We start from the raw sequence: 16,055 nt of genomic DNA on the forward strand, positions 1-16,055 counted from the left end.
GCGATTGCTGCGGTGATGGGGCTGGCCTACGCGGGCAACCTGTTTACCTTGTTTGTTTTTTACGAAATTGTGACCTTCAGCACCTATCCGCTGGTGACCCATGCCGGCACCGAAAAGGCGCTGAAGGGCGGGCGTACTTATCTGAGTTTGTTGCTGGGTACTTCCATCGTCTTTTTCATTCCGGCGATGATCGGTACCTGGTTCTTTGCCGGAACGCTGGAGTTTCAGCCGGGTGGGGTTTTCGGGGACGATGTTTCGCCGTCGGTTCTGTCCGTGTTGCTGGTGCTGTTTGCCTTTGGTATTGGCAAAGCGGCCCTCATGCCGTTCCATCGTTGGCTGCCAGCGGCAATGGTGGCGCCAACGCCGGTGTCCGCATTGCTGCATGCGGTGGCGGTGGTCAAGGCCGGTGTGTTCTCGGTAGTCACTGTAGTCGTGTATATCTTTGGCATTGAAACCGTTGCTCAGCTGCCAATCACGCCGTTTCTGGTGTATCTGGCGGGCGCCTCGATTCTGCTGGCCTCGCTGGTGGCCATGCGGCAAGACAACTTTAAATCCCGACTGGCGTATTCCACGGTCTCACAATTGGGTTACATCACCTTGGGCGCCTTTCTTGCCAGTGAGGCGGCGATTGCGGGTAGTTTGCTGCACATCGTGATGCATGCCTTCGGTAAGATCACGCTGTTCTTCTGTGCGGGCGCGATTTATGTCGCTCATCATAAAAGTCAGATCACCGAGCTTGATGGCATGGGTCGAGTGATGCCGGTGACCTTTATAGCCTTTACTCTCGGCGCCCTGTCTATCATCGGTCTGCCGCCATTGGGTGGTGTGTGGAGCAAGTGGTTCCTGATGCAGGGCTCGCTGGACAGCGGTTACTGGCTGATGCTGGCGGTGCTGTCGATCAGCTCTCTGCTCAATATTGTTTATCTGCTGGAAATACCGGCTCGCGCCTTCCTGAAATCGGCTCCCGAGGGCGCCACCTTGCAGGAAGCGCGCAGTACCTCGGTGCTGGCCATGACGATTACTGCCCTGATGTGTATCGCGCTGTTTATCTACGGCGGCGATCTCTATGAATTTATTCGCTCCGCGAGGCTCACCTGATGGCATCTGAACAACGCGATGAGCGGCAACGCTGGTTGGACCGCCCGGAAAACGTCACCAAAATTGTCAGGGCATTGTGGATTGCCTGCGGCGCGTTGGTGGTGGCTGAATTCTTTTATCACAAGCACCCTTATTTTGGCTTCGATGGCAGCTTTGCGTTCTACGCGATCTTTGGCTTTGTCGCCTACTGCGTCATCGTATTTTCCGCCAAGGGACTGCGTCGTGTGATCAAGCGGGACGAGGACTATTACAATGAGTGAGGTGTTGCTCAACCCTGCACTGCTGATGATGCTGGCCGGTTTGGTCGCGCTGGTGATTCCCAAGCGCGCCTTGGGCGTGTGGGCCGTCATTGTGCCGGTGGCGACGCTGGCCTTGTTGATTGCCTTACCCGAGGGTGTAGCGGGGCAGTTCACCGTATTTGGCATGGAATTGATCACCCGCCGCATCGATGGCCTCAGTTTTGTGTGGGCGGTGATCTTCCACATAGCGGCGATTCTCGCGGGTATCTATGCCTGGCATGTGCAGGATCGGGTGCAGCAGGTGGCTGCTCTGATTTACGCTGGAGCTGCCATTGGCGCGGTGCTGGCAGGTGATTTACTGACACTCTTCCTCTACTGGGAGCTGACGGCCCTGTCATCGGTCTTGCTGATCTGGGCCTCGCGCAACCCGACGGCGACGAAAGTCGGCTTTCGTTACCTGATTATTCAGGTGATCTCCGGTTTGTTGTTGATGTGTGGTGCTTTGGTGATGCACCAGCAGACGGGCAGTATTGCCTTCGACCATATCGGTCTGGAAGGTGTCGCGGGCTGGCTGATCTTTATAGCTTTTGGCATCAAGTGCGCGTTCCCGTTTCTGCACAACTGGCTGCAGGACGCATACCCTCACGCAACGCCTACAGGCACGGTCGTGTTGTCGGCCTTTACCACCAAGCTGGCGGTATACTCGCTGGCGCGCGGCTATGCCGGCGAGGATCTGCTGATCACCATCGGCGCGATTATGACCGCCTTCCCGATTTTCTTTGCGGTGATTGAAAATGACCTGCGCCGGGTGCTGTCCTACAGCCTCAACAACCAGCTGGGCTTTATGGTGGTAGGTGTCGGCATCGGCACTGAACTGGCCATTAACGGCGCGGCGGCTCATGCCTTTGCCCACATCCTCTACAAGGCCCTGTTGTTTATGTCGATGGGCGCGGTGTTGTATCGGGTGGGTACGGTGAAAGCCAGTGAGCTGGGCGGACTTTATAAATCCATGCCCTGGACGACGGCGTTTTGCATTATTGGCGCGATGTCGATTTCTGCCTTCCCGCTGTTCTCGGGTTTTGTCACCAAGTCGATGATTCTTACCGCAGTGGCTTATGAGGGCCACTGGGTGATCTGGACAGTGCTGCTATTCGCCTCTGCCGGTGTACTGGATCACTCCGGTATCAAGGTGCCGTTCTTTACCTTTTTCTTCCACGACGCGGGTCATCGGGTTAAAGAGGCACCCTGGAATATGCTATTGGCGATGGGCATCACTGCCTTCCTGTGTATTGCGATTGGCGTCTACCCCGACCCGCTTTACGCCATACTGCCTTTCCCGGTGGACTACCATTCTTACACCGCTGCCCACGTGATTACGCAATTGCAGCTGCTGCTGTTTGCGGCGCTGGCTTTCGCAGTGCTGATGCGCAAGGGCTGGTACCCCGAGGAAATCAAATCCACCAATCTGGATTTTGACTGGGTCTATCGCAGACTTCTGCCCCGAATCACTGCCGCCACGCTGAACGGTGTGTGGGCTGTTGATCGCGCAGTGCGCAGTGCGGCAATGCGAGGGCTTGATGTTCTCGTAGCGAAGGCCAATCACACGCTCGGCCCCGGAGGGGCATTCTCACCCAGCCTGTCGACCGGTGCTATGGTGGTTTATGTTTCGCTGTTGTTAGCCTTTTACGTAGTGTTCAGCTTTTACTGGTCTGCTTAGTGGCCGTGGCCAGGGCCGGATTGGATTCTCGCTGGAGCTAGCCGAGGGTGGGGTAGGGAATAACCTGTAATCCTGTCGCTATGCCCTCTCCCGCCGGGAGAGGGTTGAGGTTATCGCCCCGAGATGCAAACCAAAAAAAAGGCTGCCATCAGGCAGCCTTTTTGCGGTGTCTCATAACTCAGGCCGTTGCGGCCTGCAGTTCCAGTGTCAGTACCCGCAGGCGTCGAGCCTGCATTTTCATATTGTACTCGAGCTCTTTCAGGCGGCTAGTCAGAGAAACCTCTTCCCATTTCTGCTGCAGACGCTCTTTGCTTTCGGTCAGTTGCTGCACTTTGTCCGCGTAGGTCTTCTGGCTCAGTTCCTTGCACTCAGCCAGACAAGCAGCAAACAATTGGTACTCATGTTCCAGAAAGGCTTTTACGGTGGTGACATCGACCGCTTTGGCGAGCTTGAGCTTTTCCTCGGCCCGCTTGAACTGCATGGCCACAATTGCGCGCTGAATCTTGAAGTCGGGCACCTTTTTCAGATCCCAGGTGAGGCCCAGCCATGAGCAGGTTTTGATCAGCCATTTAGTGGGGTCGAAGTGCCACCAGCGAATACCGTTGCGGTAATCGTTTTGAAAGATGTGGTGGTAATTGTGGTAACCCTCACCATAGGTGAACAGGGCCAAAATATCGTTGTCGCGCGCTGAGTTCTCGTCGGTATAGGGCTGGCGTCCCCAAAAGTGTGCCAGTGAGTTGATGAAAAAGGTGGTGTGATGGCTGACCACCAGACGCAGGAACCCGGCGACCAGCAGCCCCGCCCAGACATCGCCGCACAGCCAGCCCACAAGCGCTGCCGGTATGACGTTCATGGCCAGGGCAATCTTCATGTAGTGGTTGTGCTGCCACATCACGATCTTGTCGCGCATTAGGTCAGGGGAGTTGGAAAAATCGTCACGGCCCGCTTCGTAATCTCGAATCATCCAGCCCATGTGGGAGAACCACAGGCCTTTCTTGGCTGAATATGGGTCGCGCTCGATATCGTCTACATGCCGGTGGTGACGACGGTGCCCGGAGGCCCAAATCAAAATGCTGTTTTGAAAAGCCGCGGCGCCAAACAGCGCGTAAAACAGGCGCAGTGACCAGTGTGCTTTGTAGGCGTTGTGAGCCCACAGTCGGTGGTAGCCGGCCGTAATGGACATGCCATTGGCGCCGAGAATGACGGCGAAGGCGAGCCACTGGCTCCAGTGGAAGCCAACGCTAAAGCCGTACCAGGGAACGCCGATTGCCGCAATGGCGAAGGTAATGGCGAACATCAGGGTTTGAGGCCAAAGAATTGGGGGTTTCTGTTCAGACATTGGTTTTATGGTCTCACTATCAGGTTCAGTCTATACAGCGAAGACTTCCATGATACCGAAAGGGTAACGAGGGGGATATAGGTGGATGTGCTCAAAATGGTTGTCATTTGGGCCAAGTACTCATCGTTAACAATGCAGAATCATTAACAATTTGTAGGTAAATCCAGCAGATCTTGTTGCACACTGGATACCATACCTAGCCCCAAGGAGTGTTCAGATGGCCTGGGATTTCTCGATCGATGATGCCTTTCTTCCCGCGCTGGACTGGATGCGCGATTTCGTTGATAACACACTGATTCCTCTAGAGCTTCTGCTTGACGGCCTGAATCAGGCTGAATTAGATGCGTTATGGCAGCCTCTCAAACAGCAGGTTAAAGACCGTGGCCTGTGGGCGCCCCACCTGGACAAAGGGAGTGGTGGGCAGCCTCAGCAACGCCTTGCGCTGATGCACGAAATTCTAGGTCGCTCTGAACTGGCGCCGGAAATTTTCGGTTGTCAGGGGCCGGACTCGGGAAATGCAGAATTGATCGAGGTGGGGGCTACCGAGGCTCAGAAAGAACGCTGGCTATATCCGCTGCTGCGGGCCGAGCGGCGTTCAGCATTCTGCCTAACTGAGCCGGAAACGTCGGGTTCGGATCCCACGGGCATTGCGACGCGCTGCGAGCGCGACGGCGATCATTGGGTGCTTAATGGTGAAAAGTGGTTTGCCTCCAATGCCTCAGTGGCGGATTTTCTGCTGGTGATGTGCGTGACCGACCCTGACGCACCTCCGCATAAACGTGCTGCAATGGTGGTGGTCGAGCGGGGCACACCGGGTCTGGAATTGATCAGGGATGTGCCAACCATGCATAACCCGCACCTTGCTGCCGACGATTTTCTGATGGATAGAATCGGCGGTCACACACATGTACGTTTCAATAATTGCCGCGTGTCGCACGATCATATGATCGGCGCACCGGGCGAAGGTTTTGTGCTGGCCCAAAAGCGGCTGGGAGGCGGCCGCATTCATCATGCCATGCGTATGATCGGTCAGTGCCATCGCGCCTTTGACACAATGAAGGAGCGGGCGGTATCGCGCCATACCAGAGGCAAACCACTGGCTCGGCAGCAGATGGTGCAGAACATGATTGCCGAAAGTTATGCCGAGATTGAAATGATCCGCTTGCTGGTCATGAAAGCGGCCTGGACCATGGATAATAAAGGGGCTTTTAGTAAAGAATCGCGCGCCGAAATAGCGGCGGTCAAATATACCGCACCGCGTATTCTGCTGAGCGTGATTGACCGCGCGATTCAATTGCACGGTGCGCTTGGGTACAGCTGCGATATGCCGCTGGAAGGTATGTACCGCAGTGCTCGGGCCTTGCGGGTGGCCGACGGTGCCGATGAAGTACACAAGCAAAGTCTGGCGCGATTGTTGTTAGAGGATGTAACGCCAGTGGATGGTTGGCCCAGCGAGCACATCCCCAGCCGTAGGCGCAAAGCCAGAGAGAAGTTCGGCCATCTGATTACACAGGCAAAAGCGAGCGTATCGTGAGCACACTGAAAGGAATTGAACTGAACGCTGTGACTGACTGGTTGGCAGCGCACCTGACCGGCAGCTATGCCCCCTATATATTTGAACTGATTGCCGCAGGAGGCTCCAACCTCACCTATCGCGTTACCGATGCCAGAGGGGAGGTGTTTGTATTGCGCCGCCCGCCGGTAAAAGGCGTGGTGGCCACCGCCCATGATATGAGTCGGGAGTGGCGCATTATGGATGCGCTGCACAGGCATTCGGATATTCCGGTGCCCGCCACGCTGGCCTACTGCGACGATGTCAGCGTGACTGGCGCGGCTTTCTACGTGATGGGCTTTGTTGACGGGCTGATCTTGCGCGATCGCATCAGTACAGATGGTTTGAGCAAGTCTCAGGCTCAGCGTGCCACGGAATCGCTGGTCGACGTGCAGGTGGCTTTGCATACGCAGGATGTTGACCAGATAGGGTTGGGTAATCTGGGCAAGCGAGAGGATTACCTGCAGCGCCAGCTGAAACGCTGGCGTAAGCAGGCAGAGGCTGTAATGACCCGTGAGCTGCCTTTACTGGATGAAATGCACAGCCTGCTGGTTGCTCAGGCTCCTGCGTCACGGCGCGCTCCCGGGCTGGCGCACGGCGATTACCGCTTTGATAACTGTGTGCTGGATGCAACCGGCAAGGTGATCGCTGTACTCGATTGGGAACTGTGCACACTGGGTGATCCGGTGGTCGATTTTTGCTGGTCCCGGCAGTATTGGGCAGAACCGGGTGACAAGCTGACGTTTTTGCAGAATCCGCCCACCTTGAACCCAATTTTTCCTAATCGCGCTACGGTGGAACAGCTATACGAAGAAAAATCCGGCTACTCTCTGGATGATCTGAACTACTACACGGCCTTTGGCTGGTGGAAAATGGCCTGTATAGTTGAGGGCGTTTACGCGCGCTTGAAAAAGGGCGCCAGTGGCGGCATGAAAACCGCGCCGGCGGAACAGGTGGGGGCGATGGTTGAGGCTTATCTGTACGAAGCTCAGCGGAGTTTACCGCAATAACAGTGTCTGCGGTTTTGTCCGCAAAGCCTGCGTTTCAATCACCTCACCGCCTCAAATAAAAACAACAACAGAGAATGCCATGTCCAACAAACTCGTAGACCGAACTGATCGGGCCTTTGAATCGCTCGCTGCCTGGGCCATCAATCACCGGGCCATTGTTGCTATCTTCTGTCTGATACTGCTCGGCGGCGGCCTGTACTTTTCCAGCAAGGTAGTAAGTGACAACAGCCTGGATGCTTATTTCGATCGCAGCGACTCTAGCTACAAAGCCTATATTGAATACCTTGACGAATTCCTCTCGGACGAAGTGGGCTACATTCTCTACCGCGTACCCGATTCACCGCACGGCCCATTTGATCTCGAGGCCATGAGAAAAATCCAGCTTCTCACCGAAAGGCTGGAAAGCGACGTGCCTTTTGTACGCGATGTGACCAGTCTGACCAGTACGGAATTTATTCGCGCTGACGAGGACACCATTAACGTTGGCAAACTGATGCGCAGAGTGCCACCTACTCAAGAAGAGCTTCTTGCTCTGCGCGATCTGGTGATGAGCCGACCGCTCTATGTGGATTATCTGATCGATAAAACTGGTCAGTACGCGGCCATTATTCTGGAAATGGACAAGAGCAGCGTTGATCTGCTCGACGATATTATCTACGACCCGGAGAAAGGCACGGCGCTGGATAACCTCTATCCGCAGGTTAGCGATGCAGCGATTCGCACGATTATTGCCAGTCCGGAGTTTGATGGTATCGAGTTTTTCCAGACCGGTGATGTGGCCATGAACGCGGCCTACAACAATGTATTTATGCAGGATTCCTCGGTCGGTATCCCATTGACATTTTTACTGCTGGCGGTGTTTTCGCTGATTCTTTTCCGGGCCAGTTTGCTGGGGTTGCTCGGTCCGCTGGCCGTGGTCATTTTAAGCGTGGTGTTGGTCGCGGGTTTTATGGGCTTGTTCGGCTGGGTGTTGGGTATGTTTTTTGGCATCGTGCCCACCCTGATATCCGGAGTGGGGGTGGCCCAGTCGGTGCATATCATTCTGGAATACCAGCGTCGGCTTGCACAGGGGAACAGTCGCGCTGACGCCGTACAGGGCGCCATTGGCAAAGTTGGCGGTGCCTGTCTGATGGCGGCGATCACAACAGCCATGGGCTTTCTGGTGATGTCGGTGTCTGAGTTGAAAGCGCTGAGTGAAATGGCGATCTATGCAGCCATTGGCGTGATGTGCACGTTTGTCCTATCCACCACCTTATTGGTGGTTTTTTTGGGCAGCGGTAAAACAAAAAAGGCCACCGGAAAGGCCTATGTACAGCCTTTTGTGCTGAAAGCGGTGGACTGGTGCGCGTCGGTTTCGGTGCGTTACCCGCGCCGGCTGGTAGCCATTGGCGCCTTTGTTCTCGGCGCAAGTGTGGTGGGTACAACCCTGCTGAAAGTGGATTTCAATTTTCTTGAAGAATTCAAACCTCATGTGGAGTGGCGCAAACATACCGAGATAGTAGAGCAGGTGATGGGGGGCGTGCTGAGTGTGGTATACATTTTCGACACCCAGCGCGCTGACGGCATTAAAGATCCGGAGTTTCTGAAAGCCATCGAAGCGCTTCAGGAATTCAGCGAGGCTCAGCCCTTTGTGCAAAATTCTTTCTCAGTGGCGGATTTGCAAAAGGATATCAATCGCAGTTTTCACGGTGACAACCCGGAGTTCTATCGGCTGGCCGATGACCAGCAGCTCATCTCGCAATACTTTTTCGTGTATGAGCTGTCGGGTGGCAAGGAAGTCTATGACTTCGTTTCTCACGATTACGCAAAGGCGGTGGTCGAACTGCGTGTGAAAATGACCGATTCGCGCAACTTGAAAAAGCTGTTGTCGGATATTGATAACTATCTGGAACAGAACCCGGTGCCGGGGGCTGCGGTTAAAAAGACCGGCGTCGGCCTGATGTGGGTCAAGATGGCCGAGTACATTAGCCACACCCAGATCGTTGGTTACAGCCTGATCTTTCTGGGCGTTGCCGTCATCCTCTGTGTTGCTTTTGGATCCATTAAAGTTGGTATGTTGTCGATGATTCCCAATATCGCACCGGTGCTGGTGGTGATGGGCGTCATGGGCTGGCTGGACATGCATCTGGATTACGTCAAGCTGCTGCTGGCCACCATCGCCATTGGCATAGCGGTGGATGACACCATTCACTTAATGATCAACCTGCGGCGGCAGTTTTTGAAAACCGGCAACTATGCGCAGGCGGTTGAGCTGGCGTTGAAAGATGTGGGGCCAGCCCTGATGATTACCACCATTATTCTGATTGGCGCATTTTCCTGCTACCTGTTGTCGAGCATGGCGATCATCTCCAGCTTTGGTCTGTTGCTGTCTGCGGCAATTCTGGTGGCTTTGCTTGCGGACCTGCTGTTTATGCCGGCGCTGGTGTTGTTGACCAAGCCGTTTGGGTCGGAGCCGGGCGTCGACTCGCCGAGATGATTTCGCGGGCTGGCCCGCTCCCACTGTCCTTACAGAACGCAAATGTGGGAGTGAGCCGCCTCGAGAACTGACCTACCAAACCAGATTCAGTGAATCGACACCCACAATAAAGCCGGCGTGAAATTGCGGTGGCTTGCTCGGGTCAAGCCGGAAGGTCGGAACCTTCTTGAGCAGTTCTTCATAGAGAATGCGCAGTTCCACCTTCGCAAGATAGGCGCCCAGGCAGTAGTGGGGGCCGCTGTTAAAGCTGATATGTTCCTTTTTGTTGGGACGGTCGATGTCCACTTTTTCCGGGTTTTCAAACTTCGTGGGATCGAGGTTGGCACCGTGCAGGAACATATAGATCACGTCATTCTTTTTGAAATTCACCCCGTGCAATTCAGTTGAGGTCAGTGCCCTGCGCGGTGGCGTGGCAATGGCATAGCGACGCAGAATTTCGTCGATAGCGTCGTCAATCCGGTCAGGGTTATCCCGCAATTGCTGCTGCAATTCCTGATCAATGGCGAGATGATGTACGCCAAAACCGATGCCTTGTACCACCGTGTCGAGTCCACCGAGAAACAGGGTGACTGCAAGGTTTTCGATGTCATGCAGTTCAATGGGTTTGCCGTTGATTTCCGTTTGCCAAAGCTTGCTGATCAGGTCGTCTTTTGGGTTGTTTTTGCGATCTATTAACGTGTCTCTCAGTACATCCACGATGCCGAGCAAGGTCGTAAGCTTCGCAAGGTTGCTAGTGACTTCGGTAGTGCCCTGCATATGTTCTTTCAGTAATGCCCGGTATTCCGGTAGATTTTCGAGGGGTAAGCCAAATATTTGTAGAAACAGTTGTACCGGCAAGGGCTCAGCAACTGTACTGATAAACTCGCATTGGCCTTTGTCGGCAATGGTATCGAGCAAGCCCTGCGCCGACTGTCGAAATCCCTCTTCCAGTTGTCGAATATTTTTGGGGGAGAAGACGGACGTCAGCGGTCGCCGGTACTGGGAATGTAGCGGTGGGTCGACCAGCAGCGGAAAGGGCATGGGAATGCGGGGTGTCTTTATGCCAATGTTGGCGAGAAATTTTTGTATTTTGGCAATCGCATGCATCCAGCTATGAGGAACCACCTCATTGGAAAACACTTTCGGGGTGCTGCCAATCTCGAAGGTGGCGTCATAGCCCTGAGTAACCCAATGGCCGCCATTGCAGGGGGTCCAGAAAATCGGTGGCGCCTGCTCGGTCAGATCCTTGACCCGTTTGTAGGGGTTGCGCTGGTATTCCTCGTCCAGAAACATATCAAATTCGTAAACCAATTCCGTCGGTACATGGCGTGGTTTGCGTGCGCGTCGGTTAGCCATCGTAATGCTTCCTCTGTATGGAGCTCAGCGTTCCAGAATGCTCTGGTCGCCGGTTGAAGGTGAAAATATGTCGTGTTCGCGGCGAAACAGCCGCGCCCAAATGTTTTCCTGCCCTTGCAGCGATATCAGTCGCTGTAGCAAGGGCATGGCAGCCGTGCCCGGCCCGATGAGGTAGAGCGGGCGGAAGCGTTTTTTTGTAATGATCTTTCGGTACACGATCTCGGCAAAGTACTCTGGCGTGTAGGCACTGACACGAGTATTGCGTTTCATTAGCTCATCCGCGTCGATAAATTTATGCCGATACTGGCTGCGCAGTGATTCCGGAATGGCTTGCCATTGCTCAGCGCCCTTGTGCTCATTGTCGGTCATGGGTGTGGCAATTGAGCCGGGATCGAGAGTGGTAACCTGGACCTCAAAGGGGGCCATTTCCAGTCGTAGGTGTGCACTGGCGGTTTTGAATGCCTGTTTGGAAACGGTATACGCTGCCGCCATTGGAAAGGTCATCAGGGTGGAGGACGAGGCCACGTTAATTACGCGACCTTTGCCGCCGGCGGGGTAGTGCCCGTGCCGTAGCAATGGCATGCAGGCGCGGATTACCCGTAGCGGCCCGTAGAGGTTTATGTCCATCGCCTGCAGATAGGCGTTTAGATCTGCGGCTTCCACGACACCACCGCTGGTAAAACAGCCTGCATTGTTGATCAGCAGATCCAGACGGTTACCGGTAGCCTGTGCTATCAGGTTTGCCGCCTTGTGTACTAGCTCAGTTGACGCAATGTCGCACTGGATTGGTCTCACTGCTGGGTGTTTATACCAGCTGGCGGATTCGGGCGGTGAGGAGCGGTAGCCCGCAAAAACCTGCCAGCCACTGTTTGCCAATTTGCTGACCAGCCCCGCTCCAATACCCGTGGCCGCGCCGGTGATGAAAACCGATGGTGTGCTCATCAGCCAACCTGTGCCTGAAGCGCGGGTTTGGTCAGCGGTGTTGCGCCGGTTAACTGGCAGCTTTTCTCGTAGAGTGTCTGGCTTAGCCGGGCATTGCGCAGACGGGGGCTTTTTGGCAGTGGTCCCTGAGCTGATACAAATTCTCCGGAACGGTCTTTCCAGTTTTCCGCCAGTGCCATTTCAAGAGTGAAGTTAGCTGAGGTCTCGGGTGATACCAACACCCGGCGCCAGAAGAAATAGATGGCCTTGGGAATGTTGCGGAAAAAGTCGGAATCAACAAACCCGGGATGCACCGCATTGCTAACGATATTGGCGGGTAAGCGCTGAGCCAACTCCTGACTGAAAAGCACATTGGCAAGTTTGGATTGGCCGTAGGCCGTTACACCCATCAGATAGGGGCTGCGGTCGCGAAAGTTTTTCTCGTTGATATTTCCCCATAGATGGCCGAGGGAAGACAGGTGAACAATGCGGGCATCCGGGGAGCGAGACAGCACGGGGATCAGCAAGTGAGTCAGCAGAAAGTGTCCCAGATAATTCACCCCGAACTGCATTTCAAAACCTTCAGTGGTGTGTTCCAGCGTCGACGGCATCATGCCAGCGTTATTGATCAGAGCATCAAAGTGATCAAATTCCTGTTCAATGCTGGCGGCAAACTGGCGGATGCTGTCAAAGGACGACAGGTCGAGAATTCGCACCAGCACGTCAGCGCCAGGAACGGCATCCACAATCGTCTGGCGAGCCGCATCGGCCTTGCTCTGGTTGCGACAGGCCATAATCACGCGCAGGCCTTTTTTCGCAGCCTGCAGGGCAGTGGTATAGCCGATGCCGGCGTTGCTGCCCGTGATGATAAGAGTTTTTTGTTCGCTCATTGTGTTAGCTCTTGTTGATTATGCGAAGGTACAGGAAGTGCGTAGGCAATGACGGCGTCGCTTTTGCTGGACAGCATGGCGGTATGACCGCCGGCAGCGATCACCACAAACTGGCGTTGGCTTTTGTCGGACCAGTAAGTCATGGGAGTGGCGTGCCCGCCGGCCGGCAGGCGGGCCTGCCACACTTTTTCTCCGGTGCGGTTATCGAAAGCGCGAATCATTTTTTCCTGAGTGGCGGCAATAAAGGTCAGGCCGCTGGCAGTGGTCAGCGAGCCGCCGAGATTGGGTACACCGATAGGCAGCGGCAAGAAACTGCGCAATAACAGTGGCCCGCTGTCGCGTGAGGTTCCCAGTGGTTTCTGCCAGAGCAGGCGACCGCTGCTCAGATCCACGGCGCTCATCAGCCCGTAAGGGGGTTGCTGACAAGGCGCAGCGAAGAAGGAAAGAAAGGGTTTGATTAAGGCGGCGTAGGGAGTTCCGGTTTGTGAGGCATAAAGCCCCACGCTTTTGCCGCCGTCCGCAGTAATCGGGGTGACGCCTTTTTCATCTGCGACCGCGCGCTCGACCAGCCGGTTGTACATCATCACATGGGTAGAGTTGACCAGCATCAGTTGACGTGCCGGATCAATGCTAACGCTGCCCCAGTTGATGCCGCCGAGAAAGCCCGGCCAGGTAATGGTCGGTTGATCCACGCCGATGGGTGTCATCGTGCCTTCGTAGCGGGCCTGAAGGAATTTCACACGACAATAGGCGTGATCCAGCGGCGTGACACCCCACATGGTTTTCTCGCTTGGCTCCACGCCTTCAAAGGAGGGCAGTCCCGTGGAGTAGGGTTGGGTGGGAGCAAGCCAGTCACCGGGCAGGGCGCCTTGGGGAACGGGCAGTTCTTTCACTTCCGTCAACGGCGCGCCGTTCGTTCGGTCGAGGAAAAAGATTTCGCCTCGTTTGGTCGGTTGCAGCAGCCCTTTGCGGCCGTCGGGCAGATCAATCAATACTGGTTGGGAGGCAACATCGTAATCCCAGAGATCGTGGTGGGTAGTCTGAAATACCCACACGTCTTCGCCGGTCTCGGCATTCAAGGCGACGACTGCGCTGGAATAAGTATCGTCAAAGGCGCTGCGATGGCCACCATAATAGTCGGGCGTTGCGTTGCCGGTGGGTACATAGACCAGCCCGAGTTCTTCGTCGGCGCTCATCACACTCCAGCTATTGGGTGTGCCTCGGGTGAAAAATTCCCCCTCGGGCGGCAGGCGGTGAAAATCCGGCTTGCCGATATCAAAGGCCCAGCTGAATTCACCAGTTACCGCGTCGAAGGCGCGAATGACGCCGGAAGGTTCCTCGGTGTGCTGGCCGTCTAGTACCCAGCCACCCAGTACCAGTCTGCCGCGTATCACGGCGGGTGGCGACGTGACGTAGTAATAGCCTTTGACGACTTCACCCATCCCTTGCAACAGGTCGACGACGCCGTTGCGACCGAAGTTGGTGCAGGGCTTGCCGCTATCGGCATCAACGGCGATCAGCCGAGCATCCAGCGTGGCGGTGTAGATCCGGTGCGAGCAGAACCCCCTGGCTTCCGGCACGGCATAGTAACTGACACCGCGACAGGTTTTTGTGGCCACGTTGCGGGCATCGAGACCCGATTCATGGCGCCAGATTTCACGTCCGGTTTCGGCGTCCAATGCGATAATGTCGTTATAGCCCGTGCACAGATAGAGGCGATCCCCAATGGCCAATGGCGTGGCTTCGATGGTGAGAATGCCTTCGAATATGCTGGCAGGTTCATAGCCTCGCGTGCCGGCGTGGTAAGTCCATGCCGGCTCCAGTTTGCCAATATTTTCCGGCGTAATTTGGACTAAGGGTGAAAAGCGCGAACCGGCTTGGGTATTGCCGTAGTGGTGCCATTTGCCGTCGCGGGGATTGACGGGGGCGCTGTAGTCGATGTTTGCTTCGGGATGACGCGTCGGTGTATCCAGATAAAAGATCACGGCAACCGTAAGCACTAAAGAGAGCGACAACGTGGGCCAGAAAATGCCTGCGCCGGAAAAGCCGGGATTCAGCCCCAGATAGCTGCGGTAATGCGGAGCTAGCATCCACAACCCCAGCACAGTAAAGAAGGCCAGTCGCCCGGTCAGCGCCCAGCCATTGAGGCCGGATTCCCACAGCGCCCATATCAGTGTAGCGGCGTAAAAGACCGTATAAAGACCGAGCACTTTGGTCTGTCGTTGACGCGTCAGCCAGGCCACTGAAGCACATATCAGCCCGGCGGCGAGGTAATACGGTGAACCACCAAGCAGGATCAGCTGCACGCCAAACCACAGTAGTACAGCGCTGCACAGCCAGAACAAGCCGGTAAAAAGCTTGATGCGCAGTGGCATGGGGTTTACTCCGTCAAGTAGGCTTCAATCATTTTGTTGAGGCCAGCGGTTACTTGCGGATCGTCACTCAAGGGTGCAGCAATAGCGTAACGCGCCGCTTCGCGCAGGCTCAGGCCTTCGGTCGTCAAACGGGCAGCGGCGATCAGCACGCGAGTGGAGGCGACTTCTCGCAAACCGCCGGTTTCCAATCGGCGAATCGCTTGGGCCAGTGTGATCAATTGCTCGGCCGTATCCGCGGTGACACCGGATTCCTGAATCAGAATGGTTTGCTCGGTTTCAGGCGCGGGGTAATCAAACTCAATGGCCACCATGCGCTGGCGGGTCGAGTCTTTGAGGTCTTTCAGGATGCTCTGGTAGCCGGGGTTATAGGAAACGACGAGACAAAAGCCGGGTGCTGCATCCAGCGTAATACCGAGGCGTTCGATTGGCAGTTGACGGCGATGATCGGAAAGGGGGTGAAGCACAACGGTCGTATCTTTGCGAGCCTCGACCACTTCATCCAGATAACAGATAGCGCCTTCTCTAACTGCGCGAGTCAGCGGCCCATCGACCCACTGGGTTTCGCCGCCTTTTAACAGAAAGCGACCCACCAGATCGGCTGTGGTGAGGTCATCGTGGCAGGACACGGTAATCAACGGCCGATTCAATTCGTGGGCCATGGCTTCAACAAAGCGGGTTTTGCCACAGCCGGTCGGGCCTTTCAGCAGGATGGAGAGCCCCTGATTGTAGGCAGCTTTAAAAACCAGTTTTTCCTGGCCAACGGCTTCATAATAAGGCGTCGTCATCATCGCTTCCTGTGCTTTTTGCGGTGCATTCATGATCTGCTCCTTCCTTAAAAGTTGTAGCGCAGCCGGGCGCCGAACAGTTTGGGTTGGCCCACCGAGCGGGAATCAAAGCCGAGGGTGCGCAAGGTGCCGCTTTTATAGGTTTCGTATTCTTCATTGCGCAGGTTGCTGCCAAAGACCACCAGATCGAAGTTGCTGCCAAAGATACCGGACCAGTCGATATTGGCGTTAAACAGGGCAAATTCCTCGATACAAGGGTCGGGTGTCTGACTATCGGCAGCCACACGCTGTTCGCCGGTGTAAGCGTAAGTGGTGCCC

The 16,055-nt window shown here is 55.4% G+C and carries 12 protein-coding genes and 1 pseudogene; 6 read left to right on the forward strand and 7 right to left on the reverse strand.

Translation table 11 applies throughout. The features are described 5' to 3' along the window. The 3 genes from AC222A_RS16565 to AC222A_RS16575 form a co-directional block, all read left to right on the forward strand. A partial coding sequence (locus tag AC222A_RS16565) for a proton-conducting transporter transmembrane domain-containing protein (RefSeq protein WP_486775279.1) occupies positions 1–1,098 on the forward strand: 1,098 nt, incomplete at its 5' end. Then, the gene (locus AC222A_RS16570; protein ID WP_372749400.1) at positions 1,098–1,358 is read left to right on the forward strand and encodes a hypothetical protein; all 261 of its coding nucleotides are present in this window, start codon (positions 1,098–1,100) and stop codon (positions 1,356–1,358) included. The genes AC222A_RS16565 and AC222A_RS16570, both read left to right, overlap by 1 nt. Continuing rightward, positions 1,351–3,054: a Na(+)/H(+) antiporter subunit D gene (locus AC222A_RS16575; protein WP_372749401.1), complete on the forward strand. Its 1,704-nt coding sequence runs from the start codon at positions 1,351–1,353 to the stop codon at positions 3,052–3,054. The genes AC222A_RS16570 and AC222A_RS16575 overlap by 8 nt, the downstream gene beginning before the upstream one ends. 178 nt (positions 3,055–3,232) lie before the next feature. Here the strand turns inward: AC222A_RS16575 and AC222A_RS16580 are convergent, their stop codons facing one another. Then, entirely contained in the window at positions 3,233–4,393 is a 1,161-nt protein-coding gene (locus tag AC222A_RS16580) for an acyl-CoA desaturase (protein ID WP_372749685.1), read from the reverse strand. Between the two features lie 217 nt (positions 4,394–4,610). Here AC222A_RS16580 and AC222A_RS16585 point away from each other — a divergent pair, with 217 nt between their 5' ends. The 3 genes from AC222A_RS16585 (at position 4,611) to AC222A_RS16595 (ending at position 9,431) form a co-directional block, all read left to right on the forward strand. Next, positions 4,611–5,927 carry an acyl-CoA dehydrogenase family protein gene (locus tag AC222A_RS16585; protein ID WP_372758917.1) on the forward strand — a complete coding sequence of 439 codons (1,317 nt, stop codon included), beginning with the start codon at positions 4,611–4,613 and terminating at the stop codon, positions 5,925–5,927. Continuing rightward, positions 5,924–6,955, forward strand: coding sequence for a phosphotransferase family protein (locus tag AC222A_RS16590; protein ID WP_372758918.1), 1,032 nt, complete (start codon positions 5,924–5,926; stop codon positions 6,953–6,955). The genes AC222A_RS16585 and AC222A_RS16590 overlap by 4 nt, the downstream gene beginning before the upstream one ends. Positions 6,956–7,034: 79 nt before the next feature. Next, positions 7,035–9,431, forward strand: a complete 2,397-nt coding sequence (locus tag AC222A_RS16595) for an efflux RND transporter permease subunit (RefSeq protein ID WP_486775280.1) — start codon at positions 7,035–7,037, stop codon at positions 9,429–9,431. A gap of 72 nt (positions 9,432–9,503) precedes the next feature. Here AC222A_RS16595 and AC222A_RS16600 read toward each other — a convergent pair whose 3' ends face one another. From AC222A_RS16600 to AC222A_RS16625, 6 genes and pseudogenes are all read right to left on the reverse strand, one after another. Further along, on the reverse strand, positions 9,504–10,766 hold the full coding sequence (locus AC222A_RS16600) for a cytochrome P450 (protein ID WP_486775281.1): 1,263 nt from the start codon (positions 10,764–10,766) through the stop codon (positions 9,504–9,506). Between the two features lie 24 nt (positions 10,767–10,790). Beyond that, positions 10,791–11,708 carry an SDR family NAD(P)-dependent oxidoreductase gene (locus tag AC222A_RS16605; RefSeq protein ID WP_372747359.1) on the reverse strand — a complete coding sequence of 306 codons (918 nt, stop codon included), beginning with the start codon at positions 11,706–11,708 and terminating at the stop codon, positions 10,791–10,793. After that, a complete protein-coding gene (locus AC222A_RS16610; RefSeq protein WP_486775282.1) occupies positions 11,708–12,577 on the reverse strand; it encodes an SDR family oxidoreductase in 870 nt (289 codons plus the stop codon). The genes AC222A_RS16605 and AC222A_RS16610 overlap by 1 nt, the downstream gene beginning before the upstream one ends. Continuing rightward, positions 12,574–14,952, reverse strand: coding sequence for a membrane-bound PQQ-dependent dehydrogenase, glucose/quinate/shikimate family (locus tag AC222A_RS16615; RefSeq protein ID WP_486775283.1), 2,379 nt, complete (start codon positions 14,950–14,952; stop codon positions 12,574–12,576). The genes AC222A_RS16610 and AC222A_RS16615 overlap by 4 nt, the downstream gene beginning before the upstream one ends. Positions 14,953–14,957: 5 nt before the next feature. Then, complete coding sequence (locus AC222A_RS16620; protein WP_486775284.1) at positions 14,958–15,770, reverse strand: AAA family ATPase; 813 nt, start codon at positions 15,768–15,770, stop codon at positions 14,958–14,960. 14 nt (positions 15,771–15,784) lie between these two features. Then, a pseudogene (locus tag AC222A_RS16625) lies at positions 15,785–16,055 on the reverse strand (hypothetical protein); the annotation flags it as partial.

It is taken from the genome of Litorivivens sp. (genome assembly GCF_057445395.1).

Excerpts from the sequence above, each read along its gene's own strand:
- AC222A_RS16585 (WP_372758917.1), top strand. The coding sequence starts at position 4,611 with ATGGCCTGGGATTTCTCGATCGATGATGCCTTTCTTCCCGCGCTGGAC.
- AC222A_RS16610 (WP_486775282.1), bottom strand. The coding sequence starts at position 12,577 with ATGAGCGAACAAAAAACTCTTATCATCACGGGCAGCAACGCCGGCATC.
- AC222A_RS16575 (WP_372749401.1), top strand. The coding sequence starts at position 1,351 with ATGAGTGAGGTGTTGCTCAACCCTGCACTGCTGATGATGCTGGCCGGT.
- AC222A_RS16620 (WP_486775284.1), bottom strand. The coding sequence starts at position 15,770 with ATGAATGCACCGCAAAAAGCACAGGAAGCGATGATGACGACGCCTTAT.
- AC222A_RS16615 (WP_486775283.1), bottom strand. The coding sequence starts at position 14,952 with ATGCCACTGCGCATCAAGCTTTTTACCGGCTTGTTCTGGCTGTGCAGC.
- AC222A_RS16570 (WP_372749400.1), top strand. The coding sequence starts at position 1,098 with ATGGCATCTGAACAACGCGATGAGCGGCAACGCTGGTTGGACCGCCCG.
- AC222A_RS16605 (WP_372747359.1), bottom strand. The coding sequence starts at position 11,708 with ATGAGCACACCATCGGTTTTCATCACCGGCGCGGCCACGGGTATTGGA.
- AC222A_RS16600 (WP_486775281.1), bottom strand. The coding sequence starts at position 10,766 with ATGGCTAACCGACGCGCACGCAAACCACGCCATGTACCGACGGAATTG.
- AC222A_RS16595 (WP_486775280.1), top strand. The coding sequence starts at position 7,035 with ATGTCCAACAAACTCGTAGACCGAACTGATCGGGCCTTTGAATCGCTC.
- AC222A_RS16580 (WP_372749685.1), bottom strand. The coding sequence starts at position 4,393 with ATGTCTGAACAGAAACCCCCAATTCTTTGGCCTCAAACCCTGATGTTC.